Origin of the sequence: Erythrobacter sp. BLCC-B19 (assembly GCF_028621955.1) — a bacterium.
Taxonomy (GTDB): Bacteria; Pseudomonadota; Alphaproteobacteria; order Sphingomonadales; family Sphingomonadaceae; genus Erythrobacter.
The window spans coordinates 489,544-507,179 of sequence record NZ_CP117516.1; the positions used below are offsets into that span (position 1 = coordinate 489,544).

Sequence of the window (17,636 nt, forward strand, 5' to 3'; positions counted from 1 at the left end):
TTTAATGGTTTAGATCGGGTTTATTTCACCCGCTCCGAAAAGAAGGTTGCTTACCAGCTACCGATATTGGGCAAGCTCACCCACGGCTCGGCCGGCTCGAGATAGCCTTCCTGGAGCAATTCGATCGAAATGCCGTCGGGCGATTTGACGAAGGCCATGTGTCCATCGCGCGGGGGACGGTGCAGGGTGTGACCGGCATCGACGAGGCGCTGGCAGGTCTCGTAGATGTTCTCGACCCGGTAGGCGAGGTGCCCGAAATTGCGCCCGCCGGTATATTCCTCCGCCGGGGCGCCGTCTTCGGGCGGCCAGTTGTAGGTCAGTTCGACCTCGGCCAGCCCTTCCTGTCCCGGCGCGGCGAGGAAGATCAGGGTAAAGCGGCCCTGTTCGCTGTCGAAGCGGCGCACTTCCCTGAGGCCGATCAGTTCGAAAAACGCGACCGTGGCGGCGGGGTCAGCGACGCGGATCATCGAGTGAAGATATTTCACCATGGCACATTCCATTCAAAAACGGTTCATCGACGATGATGCACAACTCATCGCATCAACTCTTTCACGGGGAACATGGTATGAGCGGCGATGATGTGCAACCGGCGAATTCGGCGAACGGTGTTCTGCGCGAGCCGGCTGCGCTGCGCTGGTTCGGCACGGCAGCGATCCTGTCGATCGGCATGATCGCAGGCGGGTATCTGCTGGGCGACGGGCTGCTGCGCGCCAAGGATGCCGAGCGCGCGGTCACCGTGCGCGGCCTTGCCGAACGCAACGTCACCGCCGACCTTGCGACCTGGACGATCAGCTATTCCGCATCCTCCACCAGCCTTGCCGAAGCGCAGGGCAAGGTGCGTGCCGATACCGCCGCGATCGAGGCCTTCTTCAAGGATCTGGGCTTTCCCGCAGACGCGCTCCAGCCGACCGGCGCCAATGTCACCAGCTTCACCAATGAAGGCGTGACCACCTACACGGTGCGCCAGCGGCTTGCCCTGCGCACCGAAGACATCACCCGCGCGCAGAAGGCGGTCGCGCGGCAGTTCGATCTGGTCGGGCGCGGGGTGTTTCTGGAGGAGGGCTCGGGCATGGCCTATACCTTCACCAAGCTCAACGCGATCAAGCCGGAAATGGTCGCCGAAGCCACCAAGGACGCGCGCGCGGCCGCCGAACAATTCGCCAAGGATTCCGGATCGGGCGTCGGCAAGATCAGGGACGCAACCCAGGGCTATTTCGAGATCGAGGCGCGTGACGGCGAAGCGGGCGGCTGGGGCAGCGCCGACAGCCCCTACAAGAAGGTGCGCGTGGTCACGACCGTGAGCTTCACGCTCGACTGACGCGGGCGGGCCAAGGGACTCTACCGGGCCACTGGGCGACAATTTCGCACCATTGGTCGATAGGAGCGGAGGGTTTGTTGCAGCCTTGCGTTGAGGGGCGTATGCGCTCCGAGCTTGTCCGGGCGCGCGACATAACAGCAATCCGCCGCCTCGCCCTTCGTCAGGGTCGCACAACCGGAAATTTGAAAAGCTCATGCTTCAGCGATTGCGCGAACTGTTTGCTCCCCCTCCCCCGGCAATCATGCCGAGCGTGCCAAGCGGCACCCGTTACTATGCAATCGGCGACATTCATGGCCGGCTTGACCTCTATGAGGCGCTGATTGCCGCGATCGAGGGCGAAATCGCCGCCGCTCCGGGGATCGAACACCGCATCATCGTGCTGGGCGATCTGGTTGACCGCGGCCCCGACAGCGCGGGCGTGGTCGAACGCACGCGGGTGTGGCAGCAGTCGCGCAATGTCCGGGTGCTGGCGGGCAACCACGAGGAAATGTTCCTCGCCGCCTTCGAAAAGCCCGAAGCCTTGCGCCACTTCCTCAAGCATGGCGGGCGCGAGACGGTGCTGAGCTATGGCTTCTCCTCGCGCCAGTTGTGGGATCTGACGCTGGAGGAAATCTTCGAGCGCCTGCCGCAGGTCGTCCCGCAGGATGTGCGCGATTACATCGCCAGCTTCGAGACGATGATCCGCGCGGGCGACTATGTCTTCGTTCACGCCGGGGTCGATCCCACGCGCCCGCTCGGCGAGCAGAAGCGCAGCGACCTGCTGTGGATCCGCGACCGCTTTCTCAGCCACGAAGGCCCGCTCGAAAAGGTGGTCGTCCACGGTCATACGATCTTCGACCACGTGATGGATTGCGGCAACCGGATCGGGATTGATACCGGCGCGTTCCGGTCAGGCGTGCTGACGGCGCTGGTGCTCGAAGGCGATCAGCGGCGCATCCTTCAGGCGCGCAGTGGCGACGGCGAGCCGCTGGCGGTGTTCCACGGCGACCGGCCGCACTGAACCGTCAGTCGGGGCGCGGCGATAGGTCGATCCCGCTATCGAAGGCGGCCCGCGCGCCGCAGCTGATGACATCGCCCACTTCCTCGGGCGTGTCGCCAAGGTTCCCGCTGTAACGGAAATGGATGCGGCGGCCATCAAGGCGCAGCAGCGGCAGCATCGCACCCTCCGTCCCGCGCAGGCTCCACCACCCGCTCGCCGGGTCGAACCGCAGCCCCAGCGCGTTGAGGTCGCACATGTGGGCATTGCCGCCGATGGCATCGCCCACCGCGTCGATGGTGCCGTCCTTGCCGCCGGTCAGCGTCACCCGCTGGTAGCTGCCATCGATCAACACCGGGATGATGCGCGCATACAGGTCGCCATGCCGCGCCGCATCGGGCAGGGGCAGGAGATCGGTGTGGTAGCTGACTGTTTCCCCCGGCTTGAGGGTGATACCGGGGCCAAGCAGCCCGCGCAGCTGGGCCAGCCGGGCCTCGTAGCGGTCGACAAGGCAGGTCTCGTCCTTGCACTGCCCCCTTGCCGCAAGCCAGCGGCGCTGGGCGGCGAGATCGCCCTTGCCGGCAGCGCGCACCTCGCCCCACACCTCGGCCAGATCACGGTCGAGGCTGCGCAGATACTCGGCAAATTGCCCGCAGATCAGTTTTTCGACGGGCGTTCCGGCCTTGGCGCAATCGAAGCTGGGGCGGTCGGGCGGGCTGACGACCGAAAGGCTCGCGGCGATCAGGCTGCGGGCTTCATCAGGGGTGATGTCGACCCGCAGGCGCTCGCCCCCGCCCTCGCCCTCATCCTCGCTTTCGTAGGTGGGGGTGAAATAGTTCGCCAGTCGCACCGGGCCGATGATGCGCGCGCCGCCCAGTCGCGGCAGGGAACGCGGGGCGATGGTGGTGTTGTCGATCACCGCGCCCTCGTGCATCGCCGCATCCCACAGCCCCAGCCCGCTGAGATCGGCGCCGGTGAGGTCGGCCCCGGTCAGGTCGGGGGTGGCGTTGATGCACCATTCGTCGACCGTGATCCCGCAGGCAAAGCTTGCGTCCCTGAGGTTGGCCCCGGCAAAGCTGGTGCTGCCGAACCCCGCGCCCTGATAGGCCGATACGAAGCGCATCCCCGACAGATCGGCGCGGGAGAAATCCGCCCCTTCGATATCCACGCCGCGGGTGCGCAGCCCCGGCCAGCGCGCGCGGGCGAGTTTGGCCTCGCGCAAGGATGTGCGCACCAGTTGCAGCTGCGGGATCTGGGTTGCCTCCCAATTGCTGCCTTCGAGGTTCATGTCGACGAGGCAGGCATTTGCCAGCCCGTCGGCGACAACCCGCATATCCGCCTTGGGAAACTCACCACCAAGGATCACGATCCGCTTGCCCTCAGGCAGAGCGCGCAGCAGCGCGGCATGGATCGCGACGGGCGAGGTCATGGCGCGCGCGTCGATGATCGACCAGCCTGCGCGTTCCTCGGCGCGGCTTTCGTAATCGGCGGCGCAATCATCGAGCCGGTCGAAATCAGCCTCGCCAAGCGGCGCGGGCGGCTCCTGCGCGGCAAGACCAAGGGCAGCGGCGACGAGGGCGGCGAGTGTCAGCATTGGCGGCGGTTCCTCCCGTGCGCGAGGTTACGCGATGGGGCAACGCGCACCAACCCCTTGTTAGCGGGGGAGCCAGCGGGGCGACGGGTCAAGCCCGGGGCGGGGTATGGAAGGTGTCAATATCGCAATGATCCGGCCCGGCACGGGCCGCGAGCGCACGCGCGCGAGCCGCAGGTGCTCGATCCCGCAGGGATCGAAACAGCACCGAGGACGCTCGCCCGGAGGGGCGAGCGCAACACATACATCATATCAGGGGGCCATCATAAGCCGGGTTCTGTCTCCCGAGGCGGTATCCCTTGCGGGACGGGCCTCAGGTGGCAGCCATTCATCTGGGCCGGCGATTGCTCGACGGCTCTAGCAGCCAACCCGGGCCGCTCAGGGCGAAACACCCCTACCCATCTGGCGATGGGCGCGCGGCCCCTATTCGGCCTTGCTCCGGGTGGGGTTTGCCATGCGGTTGCTGTTGCCAGCCCCCCGGTGCGCTTTTACCGCACCCTTTCACCCTTGCCTGTGCGCCCTTTCGGGTCGCCATCGGCGGTTTGCTCTCTGTGGCACTTTCCCTTGCGCCCCATGCGGAAGCGCCGGCGGGCGTTACCCGCCACCCTTGTTTCGTGGAGCCCGGACTTTCCTCGCGCCCGAAAGCACGCGGCTGCCTCAGGCCCCCTGACCGGGCGGCCTATAGGGGCAAGCGCCGAGAATAGCAAAACTAGCGTCCTTTGTGGTCGCATCGCTGAAGCTGAAAACCGGTTCCCACTTTTCAGCGCGATGCTTACCGCGTCCGCCCCTGATCGCGGTCGAGGAGCAGCTGCCACAGGATCGCGGCCACCTCGCCATCGGGGACGCCGGTGATCCGCTCGGGCCGCCAGCGACGCTCGAAGGCCTCGACCGCCTTGGCCTGATCGGTGATGTCGTAACCGAAGCGTTCCAGCGCGAGGAAGAAGCTGCCCCAATTGTGGAACGGATTGCCCGCCGCAAGGCATTCGGGCTTGGGCAGGCACAGCTTGTGCTGCGCGAGGCGATCCCACGGGAAGAGCTCGCCCGGATCGACCTTGCGCATCGGCGCGACATCGGAATGGCCGACCACATTGGCGCGCGGGATGTCATACTGCCTGACGATCCGCGCCAGCAGCGGGATCAGCGCGTCGATCTGCGCTTCGGCAAAGCCGCGATAGCCGCCGTTTTCGGGGGCGTGGCCGGGATGATCCAATTCGATCCCGATGCTCGCCGAATTGACGTCAGGTATCCCGCGCCAATAGCTTGCGCCCGCGTGCCAGGCGCGGCGGTCTTCGGGCACGAGACGGATCACCTCGCCTTCCTCGGTGATGCAGTAATGCGCGCTGACGCTGGCGGCAGGATCGCACATCCGCGCGAGCGCCGTCTCGACCGGCTTCATCTCGGTATAGTGGATCACCACCATCGAGACGGGCGCGGTGCGCTCGCCATGATTGGGCGAGGGGAGTTCGCGGTGAATGAGTTCATCGCCCCCCGACACGCGCGCGGCCCTAGCCGATCATGCCTTCGGGCTCGGGCAGCACCGCGCCCAAGACCAGCGCCCCGTCACCCAGCTTGTACTGGAGCCCGCCCTCCATCTCCTCGGCGAGCACCGCGATCATGTGGGCAGCAGCCGTGCGGCTGGTGATCTCGGCCTCGTCGAGATCGCCCTGCAGCGCGCGGCCGATGGTCTCGTCGAAGGCGATCCGGTCACCGCGGGCGCGCGCGACAATCTCCACCGCCCCGTCACGCCGTTCCGCCCCGATGTCGAGCGTCCCGCCGCGCACCAGCGCGTCCAGCGCGATCTGCGCAAGGTTGAGCAGCACCTTGACCGCGGGCTTGGGCAGGCTCGGTTCGGCAATCGCCCAATTGACCTCGACCCGCTTGGCATCGCCCGCCAGCGCGTCGATCACGCTGCGCGCCTCGTCGACCGGGATCGCCTCGCCAAAACCGCCCGCGGCCCCGAAGGCGAGGCGGAAGAACTTCAGCTTGTCGGTGCTGATGCGGGCGGACTGTTCGAGCAGCTCCATGCAGCGCGCGCGCATCTGCGGGTCTTGTTCGTCGGCCAGCAGCTCCAGCCCGTTGGCGAGCGCGCCGACCGGCGAGAGCATATCATGGCACAGGCGCGAGCACAGCATCGCGGCGAGATCGGTCTGGGAAATCATGCTCGCTGCTCTAACCATCGATCCGGCATAAGGGAAGTGCGACAAACCCTTGTTTGCCGTCCTGCCAGAACCTTGTGTCGTCCTGACTGATGATGGCCCAGACCTTGCCGTCTCCGGCGGCGCAGGCGCGGTCGGTGGCGGAGGGTTCTGCCGGGCCGCGGGGATGCGAGTGGTAATAGCCGATAACCTGCACGCCCCCACCCCGCGCGGCGCGGTGCGCGTCGATCAATGCTTGCGGGTCGATCTCGAAATGGGTGCGGGGCGCGGGGTGGACATTGCGGGCGGCGCGCGCCTCGGTTATCCGCTCGCCCTCCCCCAGCAGGATGCCGCACGCCTCCTGCGGATGGGCAGCGGCGGCATGGGCGCGCATGGCGGCGAGCGCTTGGCTTGTCACAGCGAGTTCCATCCCGCATGGCCATAGCATGGCCGACAGCGAAATCATCACCGGCACCATCGAAGCCCCCGCCCGTCTCGACAAGGCGCTGGCCGAAGCCACCGGCCTGTCGCGCGCGCGTGTTCAGAATCTGATCGACGAGGGCCGCGTCGATGTCGCGGGCAAGACTGCCACCTCCGCCTCGATGAAGGTTGCGGGCGGTACCGCGTTCCGCATCATCCTGGCCGCCGCCATGCCCGCCGCAGCCCAGCCAGAGGACATCGCGCTCACCATCGCCTACGAGGACGCGCATCTGATCGTGGTCGACAAGCCTGCGGGCATGGTCGTCCACCCGGCGGTGGGCAACATCACCGGCACGCTGGTCAACGCCCTGCTGCACCACTGCCGGGGCAACCTGTCGGGTATCAACGGGGTCGCGCGGCCCGGGATCGTCCACCGGATCGACAAGGACACCTCGGGCCTGCTCGTCGTCGCCAAGTCCGATGCCGCGCATGAGGGGCTGGCGGTGCAGTTCGCCGCGCACACCGTCCACCGCCGCTACATCGCGGTCACCGCCGGACACCCCAGCCCGCCCGAGGGCACCATCGACGCGCGCGTCGGCCGGTCGGACGCGGACCGAAAGAAAATGACGGTGCTGCCCAACAATTCCTCGCGCGGCAAAACGGCGATCACCCATTACAAGACCCTCGAACGGCTGGACGATGCCGCCGTGATCGAGTGCCGGCTGGAAACCGGTCGCACCCACCAGGTGCGCGTTCACTGTGCGTCAATCGGCCATCCTTTATTGGGAGACCCTGCCTATGGCCGCACACCCAAATCCCTGCGCCCCCTGCTCGAACGACTCGGCTTTTCGCGGCAGGCGCTCCATGCGGCCGAGCTGGGCTTCCAGCACCCCATCACCGGGGAAACCGTGCAATTTCGGAGCGATCTCCCATCTGACATGATGGAACTGATCGACCAACTGAGATGTTCTGATCGATGAAACGCGCATACATCTGAGCGATTTTCGCGTATATCCGTAACCCGTGGCCCAAGCGCGACGGATGCCCATCAGGGGTCTTCGCCAAGCGGTCGACGCTAGAAAGGTTAGGTAATCCAGTGACCAAGTCAAAAGCCTCGTCGATGCCGGCGTTGAGCGGTGAGCAGAGCCTCAACCGCTATCTCGCCGAAATCCGCAAGTTCCCGGTGCTGACCGCCGAGCAGGAATATATGCTCGCCAAGCGCTATCAGGAACACGAAGACCCTGAGGCCGCCGCCCAGCTCGTCTCCAGCCACCTGCGGCTCGTCGCGAAGATCGCGATGGGGTACCGCGGCTATGGCCTGCCCGTCGCCGACCTCATTTCGGAAGGCAACGTGGGCCTGATGCAGGGCGTCAAGAAGTTCGAACCCGATCGCGGCTTCCGCCTCGCGACCTACGCGATGTGGTGGATCAAGGCCTCGATCCAGGAGTATATCCTGCGTTCGTGGAGCCTCGTGAAGATGGGCACCACCGCCGCGCAGAAGAAGCTGTTCTTCAACCTGCGCCGGATGAAGAAGAACCTCGATGCCTATGAAGACACCGATCTTCACCCCGACGATGTGACCAAGATCGCGACCGACCTCGGCGTGCCCGAGCAGGAAGTGGTCAACATGAACCGCCGGATGATGATGGGCGGCGACGGCTCGCTCAACACCCCGATGCGCGGGGGCGAGGAAGGCTCGGGCGAATGGCAGGACTGGCTGACGGATGACCGTCCGCTGCAGGACGAAACCGTCGCCGAGGCGGAGGAATCGCAGCTGCGCATGGAAATGCTCGGCGAGGCGATGAACAGCCTCAACGAGCGTGAGCGTCACATCCTCACCGAACGCCGGTTGACCGACAAGCCCCAGACGCTGGAAGAACTCAGCCAGGAATACGACGTCAGCCGCGAACGCATCCGCCAGATCGAGGTGCGCGCTTTCGAAAAGCTGCAAAAGGCAATGCAGCGGATCGCGGGCGAACGGCTGCTGCCGGGGATCGCCTGACGGATCGCGTAAGCGCTCCGGCTCACGCAATATTGGGAACGGGTCAAGCGCCGGGGTAACGGCGCTTGACCGGTTTTGCGCAGCTTGTGACCGTGCGTGGCGCGCTGCGCATGGTGGTGACGCGGGTTGGCCGCTGTTGGACGCGGCGCATCACGCCCTTTCGCCCCAAGCCGGTTGCAGGGCCGTGGCCGATTGTGCAGGCATCACCTAAGCTATTGCAAAATAGACGCTAAAAGTCAGGGCTAGGGCTAGGTCGTCGCGCCATCCCGCCCAGCCGCTTCCAACACAAATCCAACAAAAAGGGGCGCTGCGATGGTTCGCAGCGCCCCTTTTTTCACATCGCGGGACTGTCAATGTTTCACGTGGAACATTGACCGAACATGGCTCAGCGCTTCTTCTTCGTCCCCGCCAGATCGAGCACGGCTGCCACCATCGCGCGGGTGCCGGTGATGACGCTTTCGCGCGGGGCGATCTGGAACAGCGGGGAGTGGTGCCCGGCAATCGGCGGCCCGCCGGCCTTGGCCGCTGCCATCCGCTCCGGCGTGGTGCCGCCGACCGCGAAGTAATAGCCCGGCACGCCCAGCCCTTCGGTGACGAAATAGGTGAAGTCCTCCGCGCCCATGTTCTGCTGGACGAAGGGCACGAAAGCATCGCCGCCCAATTCGCGCGCCATCACCGCGTTGAGCCGCCGGGCGAGCGCGGGGTCGTTATTGGTGACGGGGGTGCCTTCGAGCACCTTGACCACCACCGGGCGATTGTCGGGCAACCCGTTGGCCTTGCCGATATTGACCGCAATCCGCTCGATCGCAGCGATCACCTGCGCGCGGGTTTCCTCGTCATTGGCGCGCACCGTGACTTGCAGCTTGGCCTCGTCAGAGATGATATTGTGCTTGGAGCCGGCGTGGAAGCTGCCGACGGTCACCACCACCGGCTTCAGCGGTGAAATCTCCCGCGAATCAATGGATTGCAGCGCAGTCACGATCTGCGAGGCGATGTAGACCGGGTCCTTGCCGAGATGCGGCGCCGCCCCGTGGGTGCCGACGCCGGGCACGATGATGTCGATCGAATCCGAGCTGGAATACTGGATCCCTTCCGAGGCCGAGACCTTGCCCGTCTCAAGATCAGCCGCAACGTGAAAGGCGAGCGCATAGTCGGGCTTGCCGAAGCGTTCATAAAGCCCGTCCGCCATCATCGCCTTGGCCCCGCCGACGCGTTCCTCGGCGGGCTGGACGATGAACATCAGCGTGCCCTTCCACTGGCCCTTCATCGCCGCCAGCCGCCGCGCGGTGGCGACCATCGCGGTGATGTGCACATCATGCCCGCAGGCGTGCATCACCGGATATTCCTTGCCGTCCTGCCCGGTCTGCACCGCCTTGGAGGCATAGGCGAGGCCGGTCTTCTCCTCGACCGGCAGCCCGTCCATGTCGGCGCGCAGCAGGATCAGCGGGCCATCGCCGTTCTTGAGGATGCCGACCACCCCGGTGCCGCCCACGCCTTCGGTGACGGTCAGGCCCGCCGCGCGCAGCTCGGTCGCCATTTTCGCGGCGGTGCGGTTTTCGAGGTAGGAAAGTTCCGGGTTCTGGTGGAAATCGAGGAACAGCGGGGCGAGGTAATTGTCATATTCGGCCTCGATCGCGGCCTTGGTCGCCGGGTCTTCGGCCAGGGCAGGCTGGGCAGCGGCGACAAGCGCGATGGCGCTGGCGGCGAGGTGGAACAGGCGCATTTGTGGTCTCCCCTGATAGTATGACACCACGCTAACCGCGCATGGCCCTGCCCCGCAAGCGCCGATGCTTCACGCCAAGGATTTGCTGCGCTAGAGCCGTGCCATGGTCTTCACCATCCTCCGCTATCTCGCCAAGGGATTTGCCGCGTTTTTCGGGCTGACACTGGTGCTGGTGTTCGCCTTCAAATGGCTCCCCGTCCCCGTCACCGCAACCATGCTGCTCGACGGCAACGGCATCACCAAGGACTGGGAGAGCCTCGACAATATCGACCGCAATCTCGTCTCGGCGGTGATCGCATCGGAAGACCAGCGCTTCTGCCAGCATTCGGGTTTCGACACCGAGGCGATCGAGCAGGCGATGCGCGCCAACATGGAAGGCGGCAAGATTCGCGGCGGCTCCAGCATCAGCCAGCAGACCGCCAAGAACGTGTTCCTGTGGCAGGGCGGGGGCTATTTTCGCAAGGGGCTGGAAGCCTGGTTCACCTTCTGGATCGAGACCGTGTGGGGCAAGCGGCGGATCATGGAAGTCTATCTGAACGTGGCCGAAACCGGGATCGGCACCTATGGCGCGGAGGCTGGGTCGCAGCGCTATTTCGGCCACTCCGCCGCACGGATGAGCCGGGACGAGGCAAGCCGCATGGCCGCCGCCCTCCCCAGCCCCAAGAAGCGCGCGGTCAAAGGCCCGGGCGGCTGGCTCGCGCGCCACGGCAACCGGATCGAGCGGCGCATCGGCATTGTCCGGCGCGATGGACTGGACGCCTGCGTCTACAACTGACCCCTCCCGAACAGGGCGTTGCTCTTGGTGCGCGGGGGATTTACGCGACTTCCCGGGGCGCGCGAACGGGGGCAGACATGAAACGAGGGATCACCACGCTGCTGGCGGCAACGGCCGTGGCAGCATCGGTCGGCGCGGCGACCGCGCAGGACAGCGGCGGCGGGGCGCGGCATTTCGAGCGGTTCACCGAGCATGAATTGCGGATGTGCCAGGGCGCGGCCGGGTTGATGCAGGATCTCAACACGGGCGACGTCAAGGCGCATTACCTTGCCAGCTACTACGCCTTTGGCGAGGGGATCGAATTCGAGGCGATCGAGGTCTTCACCGACCGGGTCTATCTGATGTTCCACAACCTGTCGCGTGACGAGATCAAGGCGCTGGCCGATGCCTGCGATGACGCTCTGCGCAGCGATGCGGGCGCGTCCCGCTTTGCCCTGTTGCGGCCCGACATCATCGGCCAGGGGCCCTTCGCCACCTTCACCGCCACCCGCGCCGAAGACCGCGCGGCGGCCGAGCGCGGGCGGCTCGCCTACGAACAGGAAGAGCGCGAGCGCCAGCGCGCCGAGGCGGAGCGGCTCGATGGCGAATGCAGCGCGATTGTCGATGCAGGGGTCGAGAAGGCGACGCGCAGTTTCAAGCAGGCCCAGGGCGAAATCCAGGTCTGGATCCGCGCCGGGGCGTTCGGATCGGCGCCGGGGCAGTATGACATCCAGAACGGCTGCAGCGCCATCGACAGCGCCGGGAGCCAGCTCAACGCGCGCGGGTGTCCGGCAGATTATGCCAACGCGCTGATGAACTTCCGCAGCGGCTATTACATCAATTTCAATGGCGGCAGCGGATACGGGTGCAACTGACACGCGCATCGTCGCGCGTGACGTAGCCGATGCTTGCGGCTACAAGCCCCGACAATGGCTCACGCGCACGCCCATAACCACCATGATCACGGGCACGTCCATGCGCATGGCCATGGTCACCATCATGGCGGGCACCACCACGCGCCGGCCGATTTCGGCCGCGCCTTTGCCGTCGGCATAGCGCTCAACCTCGGTTTCGTGCTGGTCGAGGCGGCAGCGGGGGTGATCTACGGATCGATGGCGCTGATCGCGGACGCAGGGCACAATCTGTCGGACGTGCTGGCGCTGGCGCTGGCGTGGATCGCGGCGGTGGCGGCCAAACGCCCGGCCTCCGGGCGCTTCACCTATGGCTACAAGAGCTCGACCATCCTTGCAGCCCTCGCCAATGCGCTGCTGCTGGCAGTCGCGATCGGGGCGATCCTGTTCGAGACCGTGCAGCGCATGATGCAGCCCGCCGAGCCGCAGGGCGGGGCGATGATGGCGGTTGCCGGGATCGGGATCGCGATCAACGCGTTGACGGCCATGCTGTTTGCGCGGGGGCACTCCGACATCAATATCCGCGGCGCCTATCTCCACATGGTCGCCGATGCGCTGGTCTCGCTGGGCGTGGTCGTGGCGGGGCTGGCGATCGTGCTGACCGGCCTTGCGTGGATCGACCCGCTGGTGAGCCTTGTGATCCTCGGCGTGATTGGTGCAAGCACCTGGGGCCTTGCGCGCGATTCCGTGGCGATGGGGCTGCTTGCGGCCCCTGCTGCGATCGACCTTGGCGAAGTGAAGCGCCACCTTGGCAGCTTTGACGGGGTCGCTGCCGTCCACGATCTCCACGTCTGGCCGATGTCGACCACTGAAGTCGCCCTGACCGCGCATCTCGTGATGCCCGGACGCCCCGCGCCCGACAGCCTGCTGCGCGAGATCGCCGCCAGCCTCGAGGCCCGTTTCGGGGTGAGCCATGCGACCCTTCAGGTGGAAAGCGGGGAGAACCCCTGCGCCCAGAGCCTTCAGGGGTGCTGCTGATGGCCGCCCGCCCCCGCCCCTCCTCCGACGATGCGCGCGAGGCGCTGCGCGATGCCATGGCGCGGCTGGCGGCGGGCGATCAGACGGCGCTTGAGGAAATCTATCTCGCCACGCGGGTGAAACTGTTCGGGATTACCTTGCGTATCTTGGGTGACCGAAAGGAAGCCGAGGACGCCTTGCAGGACGTCTATGTCAATCTCTGGCAGCGGGCCGACCGCTATGACCCGACCCGCGCGAGCCCGATCGCGTGGCTGGCGGCGTTCGCGCGCAACCGCGCGATTGACCGGCTGCGCACGGGCAAGGTGCGCGGCGGGGCGGTGCCGGTGGAGGAAGCGGCTCCCCTCCCCGATGAAAGCCCGCTGGCCGATGCGCTGCTGATCGATGCCGAACAGACCGCGCAGATCCACAAGTGCCTGGGCGGCCTCGACGCGCGCACGCAGGGCCACATCCGCGCGGCCTTCTTCGAGGGCAAGACCTATGCCCAGCTCGCCGAGGCGGCGGATGTTCCGCTCGGCACGATGAAGAGCTGGATCCGCCGCGGGCTGCAACGCCTGCGCGCCTGTCTCGAAGCGAGCGAGGCGGCATGAGCGGCCCCGAACAGACCCCCGAGGATGGCGTGACCCGCGACGATCCGATGATCGCCGCCGAATGGGCGCTGGGCCTGCTCGAAGGCGAGGAACTGCTCGCCGCGCGCGGCAAGTATGCGACCGATCCCGCTTTCGCCTGGCGCAAGGAATGGTGGGACGACTGGTTCGCCCCGCTCTCCGACGCGATCCCCGGCGCTGAGCCGGGCGATCATGTATGGGACGGCATCGCCGCGCGCGTCTCGGCGGCGCAGGCGGCTGTTTCGACAGAGCCTTCCGCGCCTGCCGCGAATGTGGTCGAACTTCAGGCGAAGGTGCGGCGCTGGCAGTGGGTGGCGGGGATTTCCTCGATGGCGGCGGCCGTGGCGCTGGCATTTCTGGCGATCGTGCCAATGCGGATCGAACAAACCCCTGCTGCTCCCATCCAGGTCGCCGCCGCCGCGCCGATGGTCGCCACGGTGCCGGTGGGGGATAGCGGGCTGCGCCTCGACGTCACCTATATCCCCGAAAGCAAACGCATGGTGGTCGGCGCGATCGGCCTCACGCCCGATGGCGTCCACGATCACGAGTTGTGGCTCGTCCCCGCCGATGGCACCCCGCTGCAATCGCTGGGCGTGGTCAAGCCCGGCGAAGTGCGCAGCATGGAACTGCCGCAGGCGGTCACCGCCAAGCTGGGCGACGGGGCGAGCCTCGTGCTGACCCGTGAGCCGATTGGCGGCAAGCCCGAGGGCAAGGACGCCGGCCCCGTGGTCGCCAAGGGCGCCTTTACCCGCGTCTGATCGGGCCTGCGGGCCGGTTTCGGTTCGTCGCGCAAAACCAGCAATTCATCCGCAATAGCATTTTTTTCGCATCCCGCAGCACCGGGCCTGCGTAACCTCTCATGCAAGCGGGAGGGGCTTGCAGACGTGACAATCCTGAAACGGAGATCCCCACTGTGACCCTCAAGAACACCCTGACCGCCGCCGTCGCCGCCGCTCTGGCCACTGCCACCGGCTTTGCCGCGCTCCCCGCCGTCGCGCACCAGCATGGCGATCACGGCAAGGCCGCCCCGACCATCGTCGACGTCGCTGTCAGCACCGGCGTCCACAACACGCTGGTCGCCGCCGTGAAGGCCGCTGGCCTCGTCGACACCCTGTCGAGCCCCGGCCCCTTCACCGTCTTCGCCCCGACTGACACCGCCTTCGCCAAGCTCCCCGCGGGCACCGTCGCCACGCTGGTGAAGCCTGAAAACAAGGCCACGCTGACCAAGATCCTCACCTACCACGCGGTTTCGGGCAAGGTGACCAGCGCCGATCTCGTCGCGCTGATCAAGAAGCACAACGGCACCGCCACGATCACCACGATCGCGGGCGAAAAGCTGACCGCGCGCCTTTCGGGCGACAAGATCGTGATCACCGATGCCAAGGGCGGCGCGACCGCCGTGACGCAGGCCGACGTCATGACCTCGAATGGCGTGGTTCACGTGACCGACGGCGTGTTCCTGCCCGCCTAAGCCTTTCCCGGCTGGCGCTGCCTCTCTTCCCCCATCCCCTCCAACCCGAGGGGCAGCGCTTCTCCCGACCCCGTCCGGCCCTTCCCCTTGGGCCGGGCGGGGTTTTGTCGCTTTGCCGGGGAGCTATTGCGCCGGGAGCCAGCGCAGCATCTTTATGCGCAGCAGCCGCACCAGCGCCGGATCCATGAACTCGTATTCGTCGGGGATGTCGAGCACTACCACGCGCTTGTCCTTCAAGGCAGCGCGGTGCTTTTTCTGGAGCTTGTTGCGGTGCTGGCGCTCCATCACGAAGATGAAGTCGGCCCATTCGACCAGCTCGTCGGTCAGCGGATTTTCGGCATCATTGTTGGTGCCCGCAGATTGCGTCGCAATGCCGGGCACATCGGCGAAGATGTGCTCGGCAGTCGGGCTGCGCAGCTTGTTCTGGCTACAGACGAAAAGGTAGTGACGCATCCTGTCCTCCCAACCCCGGCCCTTGGCACCGGGATCGGGCGGAGCGGGGCGCGGCGCTTACGCCGCTTCTTCCTTTTTAGCCGCTTCGCCGCCGTGGACGCGGATCGGTTCCTTCTTGCCCGCGACCACATCGGCGTCGATCACGATTTCGGTGACGCCTTCCATGTCGGGCAGGTCGAACATCGTGTCGAGCAGCAGGCCTTCGACGATCGAACGAAGCCCGCGTGCGCCGGTCTTGCGCTTGATCGCACGCTCGGCAATCGCCTGGAGCGCATCGTCGGTGAAGGTCAGCTCCACATCCTCAAGCTCGAACAGCTTGCGGTACTGCTTCACCAGCGCGTTCTTGGGCTCCTTGAGGATCGTCACCAGCGCGGGCACATCGAGGTCGTGCAGCGTGGCGATCACCGGCAGGCGACCGACGAATTCGGGGATCAGGCCGAACTTGAGGAGATCCTCCGGCTCGGACTTTTCGAGCAGCTCGCCCACCCGGCGCTTGTCAGGGTCAGCCACGTGCGCGCCGAAGCCGATCGAACGCTTCTGCAAGCGGTCGGCGATGATCTTGTCGAGACCCGCAAAGGCGCCGCCGCAGATGAACAGGATGTTGGTCGTGTCGACCTGCAGGAATTCCTGCTGCGGATGCTTGCGCCCGCCCTGCGGCGGCACGGAGGCGGTGGTGCCTTCCATCAGCTTCAAGAGCGCCTGCTGCACGCCTTCGCCCGAAACGTCGCGGGTGATCGAGGGGTTTTCGGCCTTGCGGGTGATCTTGTCGATCTCGTCGATATAGACGATCCCGTGCTGGGCCTTTTCGACATTGTAGTCGGAGGCCTGAAGCAGCTTGAGGATGATGTTCTCGACATCCTCGCCCACGTAACCCGCCTCGGTCAGCGTGGTCGCGTCGGCCATGGTGAAGGGCACGTCGAAGGTGCGCGCCAGCGTCTGCGCCAGCAGCGTCTTGCCCGAACCCGTCGGGCCGACCAGCAGGATGTTCGACTTCGCCAGTTCGACGTCGCCCGCCTTGCCGGAGTGCTTCAGCCGCTTGTAGTGGTTGTGCACCGCGACCGAGAGCACGCGCTTGGCGCGGTCCTGCCCGATCACGTAGTCATTGAGCTGGGTGAAGATGTCCAGCGGCGTGGGGATTTCGCCGTCCTTCTTGCCGGCGATCCCGGCCTTGGTTTCCTCGCGGATGATGTCGTTGCACAGCTCGACACATTCATCGCAGATGAACACCGTGGGGCCAGCGATGAGCTTGCGCACTTCGTGCTGCGACTTCCCGCAGAAGCTGCAGTAGAGAGTGCTCTTGCTGTCGGATCCGCTCAATTTGGTCATTCCTGTGTCCTCGAATCCGCATGACAAAGCATGGACGCGCTGTGGGCGGATTCGTCAAATGTATCGCTCACGCCAGATGAATCAACACATGGCGGGCGATTTCGTGGTGTTACCATGGTGCGAGGCGACCGGTAGTGGCGGAAAAGTCAGGCCCAAGGCCCGCCTGTCCCGCCCCGGCGCAGATCGAGGCGCAAGCCTTACTCAGGCGCGCCGCCCGAGCCGAGGTCAGCCCCGCCCTCTTCGGTATCGGGCCGGCTCTCGAACACCTTGTCGACCAGACCGAAGGCCTTGGCTTCCTCGGCTTCGAGGAAGGTGTCGCGGTCCATCGCCTTTTCGATTTCCTCAAGGCTGCGGCCGGTGAACTTGACGTAGAGATCGTTCATGCGGGCGCGGATGCGCAGGATCTCGCGCGCCTGGATCTCGATGTCCGATGCCATCCCGCGCGCCCCGCCCGAAGGCTGGTGGATCATGATTCGCGCATTGGGGAGCGCGATGCGCATTCCCGGCTCGCCCGCGGCCAGCAGGAAGCTGCCCATCGAGGCAGCCTGCCCGATGCACACGGTCGACACGCGCGGCTTGATATATTGCATGGTGTCGAAGATCGCGAGACCGGCCGTCACCACCCCGCCGGGCGAGTTGATATACATCGAGATCGGCTTCGAGGGGTTCTCGCTTTCGAGGAACAACAGCTGGGCAACGATCAGGCTGGCCATCGTGTCTTCGACCTGCCCGGTGACGAACACGATGCGTTCGCGCAGCAGGCGGCTGAAGATGTCGAAAGCGCGTTCGCCCCGGCTCGACTGCTCGACCACGGTGGGCACCAGCGCGCCGGTCACGGGATCGCGGGTGAATTGCCCCTGCGTGCCAAAAGTTTCGCCAGCGTTGCCGAACAGATCGATCATGGGATTGCGGTGTCCTTCGTAGGTGTCGGAATGGCTATGTCGTCAGGCGCGGGGCAATTTCAAGGGCGTTT

General features: G+C 65.9%; 19 protein-coding genes and 1 other RNA gene. 10 read left to right on the top strand and 10 right to left on the bottom strand.

Going from position 1 to position 17,636, the window contains the following annotated elements; all coding sequences use genetic code 11:
- Nucleotides 1-50 precede the first annotated feature (50 nt).
- Nucleotides 51-488 (bottom strand): VOC family protein, encoded by a 438-nt coding sequence (locus tag PS060_RS02090; RefSeq protein ID WP_273985116.1) that lies wholly within the window; start codon nucleotides 486-488, stop codon nucleotides 51-53.
- Between the two features lie 77 nt (nucleotides 489-565).
- Here PS060_RS02090 and PS060_RS02095 point away from each other — a divergent pair, with 77 nt between their 5' ends.
- Together PS060_RS02095 and PS060_RS02100 are read left to right on the top strand one after the other, a co-directional pair.
- On the top strand, nucleotides 566-1,318 hold the full coding sequence (locus PS060_RS02095; protein ID WP_273985117.1) for an SIMPL domain-containing protein: 753 nt from the start codon (nucleotides 566-568) through the stop codon (nucleotides 1,316-1,318).
- Between the two features lie 241 nt (nucleotides 1,319-1,559).
- Nucleotides 1,560-2,318, top strand: coding sequence for a metallophosphoesterase (locus PS060_RS02100; protein WP_273985119.1), 759 nt, complete (start codon nucleotides 1,560-1,562; stop codon nucleotides 2,316-2,318).
- A gap of 4 nt (nucleotides 2,319-2,322) precedes the next feature.
- On the opposite strand, the gene PS060_RS02105 is transcribed toward PS060_RS02100, so the two are convergent.
- The 5 genes from PS060_RS02105 to PS060_RS02125 form a co-directional block, all read right to left on the bottom strand.
- Nucleotides 2,323-3,888: a pentapeptide repeat-containing protein gene (locus PS060_RS02105; protein ID WP_273985126.1), complete on the bottom strand. Its 1,566-nt coding sequence runs from the start codon at nucleotides 3,886-3,888 to the stop codon at nucleotides 2,323-2,325.
- A gap of 247 nt (nucleotides 3,889-4,135) precedes the next feature.
- Nucleotides 4,136-4,553, bottom strand: an RNA gene (gene rnpB / locus PS060_RS02110) — RNase P RNA component class A.
- Nucleotides 4,554-4,657: 104 nt separating this feature from the next.
- Entirely contained in the window at nucleotides 4,658-5,380 is a 723-nt protein-coding gene (locus tag PS060_RS02115; RefSeq protein ID WP_337960227.1) for an N-acetylmuramoyl-L-alanine amidase, read from the bottom strand.
- 10 nt (nucleotides 5,381-5,390) lie between these two features.
- Nucleotides 5,391-6,044 carry a histidine phosphotransferase family protein gene (locus tag PS060_RS02120; RefSeq protein WP_273985127.1) on the bottom strand — a complete coding sequence of 218 codons (654 nt, stop codon included), beginning with the start codon at nucleotides 6,042-6,044 and terminating at the stop codon, nucleotides 5,391-5,393.
- Between the two features lie 10 nt (nucleotides 6,045-6,054).
- Nucleotides 6,055-6,438 carry a M67 family metallopeptidase gene (locus PS060_RS02125; RefSeq protein ID WP_337960228.1) on the bottom strand — a complete coding sequence of 128 codons (384 nt, stop codon included), beginning with the start codon at nucleotides 6,436-6,438 and terminating at the stop codon, nucleotides 6,055-6,057.
- Between the two features lie 28 nt (nucleotides 6,439-6,466).
- On the opposite strand from PS060_RS02125, the gene PS060_RS02130 reads away from it, so the two are divergent.
- Nucleotides 6,467-7,420 carry an RluA family pseudouridine synthase gene (locus PS060_RS02130; RefSeq protein ID WP_273985130.1) on the top strand — a complete coding sequence of 318 codons (954 nt, stop codon included), beginning with the start codon at nucleotides 6,467-6,469 and terminating at the stop codon, nucleotides 7,418-7,420.
- Nucleotides 7,421-7,560: 140 nt separating this feature from the next.
- Nucleotides 7,561-8,442, top strand: coding sequence for an RNA polymerase sigma factor RpoH (gene rpoH, locus PS060_RS02135; protein ID WP_273986824.1), 882 nt, complete (start codon nucleotides 7,561-7,563; stop codon nucleotides 8,440-8,442).
- A 385-nt stretch (nucleotides 8,443-8,827) separates the two neighbouring features.
- Here rpoH and PS060_RS02140 read toward each other — a convergent pair whose 3' ends face one another.
- A complete protein-coding gene (locus tag PS060_RS02140) occupies nucleotides 8,828-10,165 on the bottom strand; it encodes an amidohydrolase (protein ID WP_273985132.1) in 1,338 nt (445 codons plus the stop codon).
- Nucleotides 10,166-10,268: 103 nt separating this feature from the next.
- Between PS060_RS02140 and mtgA the strand changes: the two genes are divergently transcribed.
- From mtgA to PS060_RS02170, 6 genes are all read left to right on the top strand, one after another.
- The gene (mtgA, locus tag PS060_RS02145) at nucleotides 10,269-10,940 is read left to right on the top strand and encodes a monofunctional biosynthetic peptidoglycan transglycosylase (RefSeq protein WP_273985133.1); all 672 of its coding nucleotides are present in this window, start codon (nucleotides 10,269-10,271) and stop codon (nucleotides 10,938-10,940) included.
- A gap of 77 nt (nucleotides 10,941-11,017) precedes the next feature.
- Nucleotides 11,018-11,794, top strand: coding sequence for a hypothetical protein (locus PS060_RS02150; RefSeq protein WP_273985135.1), 777 nt, complete (start codon nucleotides 11,018-11,020; stop codon nucleotides 11,792-11,794).
- Between the two features lie 54 nt (nucleotides 11,795-11,848).
- The gene (locus tag PS060_RS02155; protein WP_273985137.1) at nucleotides 11,849-12,808 is read left to right on the top strand and encodes a cation diffusion facilitator family transporter; all 960 of its coding nucleotides are present in this window, start codon (nucleotides 11,849-11,851) and stop codon (nucleotides 12,806-12,808) included.
- Nucleotides 12,808-13,395 (top strand): sigma-70 family RNA polymerase sigma factor, encoded by a 588-nt coding sequence (locus PS060_RS02160; RefSeq protein ID WP_273985138.1) that lies wholly within the window; start codon nucleotides 12,808-12,810, stop codon nucleotides 13,393-13,395. The genes PS060_RS02155 and PS060_RS02160 overlap by 1 nt, the downstream gene beginning before the upstream one ends.
- Nucleotides 13,392-14,171, top strand: a complete 780-nt coding sequence (locus PS060_RS02165; RefSeq protein ID WP_273985139.1) for an anti-sigma factor — start codon at nucleotides 13,392-13,394, stop codon at nucleotides 14,169-14,171. Before PS060_RS02160 ends, PS060_RS02165 begins: the two co-directional genes overlap by 4 nt.
- Nucleotides 14,172-14,326: 155 nt before the next feature.
- Complete coding sequence (locus PS060_RS02170) at nucleotides 14,327-14,884, top strand: fasciclin domain-containing protein (protein ID WP_273985140.1); 558 nt, start codon at nucleotides 14,327-14,329, stop codon at nucleotides 14,882-14,884.
- Nucleotides 14,885-15,007: 123 nt separating this feature from the next.
- Here the strand turns inward: PS060_RS02170 and PS060_RS02175 are convergent, their stop codons facing one another.
- The 3 genes from PS060_RS02175 to clpP form a co-directional block, all read right to left on the bottom strand.
- Nucleotides 15,008-15,337, bottom strand: coding sequence for a low molecular weight protein tyrosine phosphatase family protein (locus tag PS060_RS02175; RefSeq protein WP_273985142.1), 330 nt, complete (start codon nucleotides 15,335-15,337; stop codon nucleotides 15,008-15,010).
- A 57-nt stretch (nucleotides 15,338-15,394) separates the two neighbouring features.
- The gene (gene clpX, locus PS060_RS02180; RefSeq protein WP_273985143.1) at nucleotides 15,395-16,663 is read right to left on the bottom strand and encodes an ATP-dependent Clp protease ATP-binding subunit ClpX; all 1,269 of its coding nucleotides are present in this window, start codon (nucleotides 16,661-16,663) and stop codon (nucleotides 15,395-15,397) included.
- A gap of 197 nt (nucleotides 16,664-16,860) precedes the next feature.
- The gene (gene clpP / locus PS060_RS02185; protein ID WP_273985145.1) at nucleotides 16,861-17,565 is read right to left on the bottom strand and encodes an ATP-dependent Clp endopeptidase proteolytic subunit ClpP; all 705 of its coding nucleotides are present in this window, start codon (nucleotides 17,563-17,565) and stop codon (nucleotides 16,861-16,863) included.
- Between the last annotated feature and the right edge of the window lie 71 nt (nucleotides 17,566-17,636).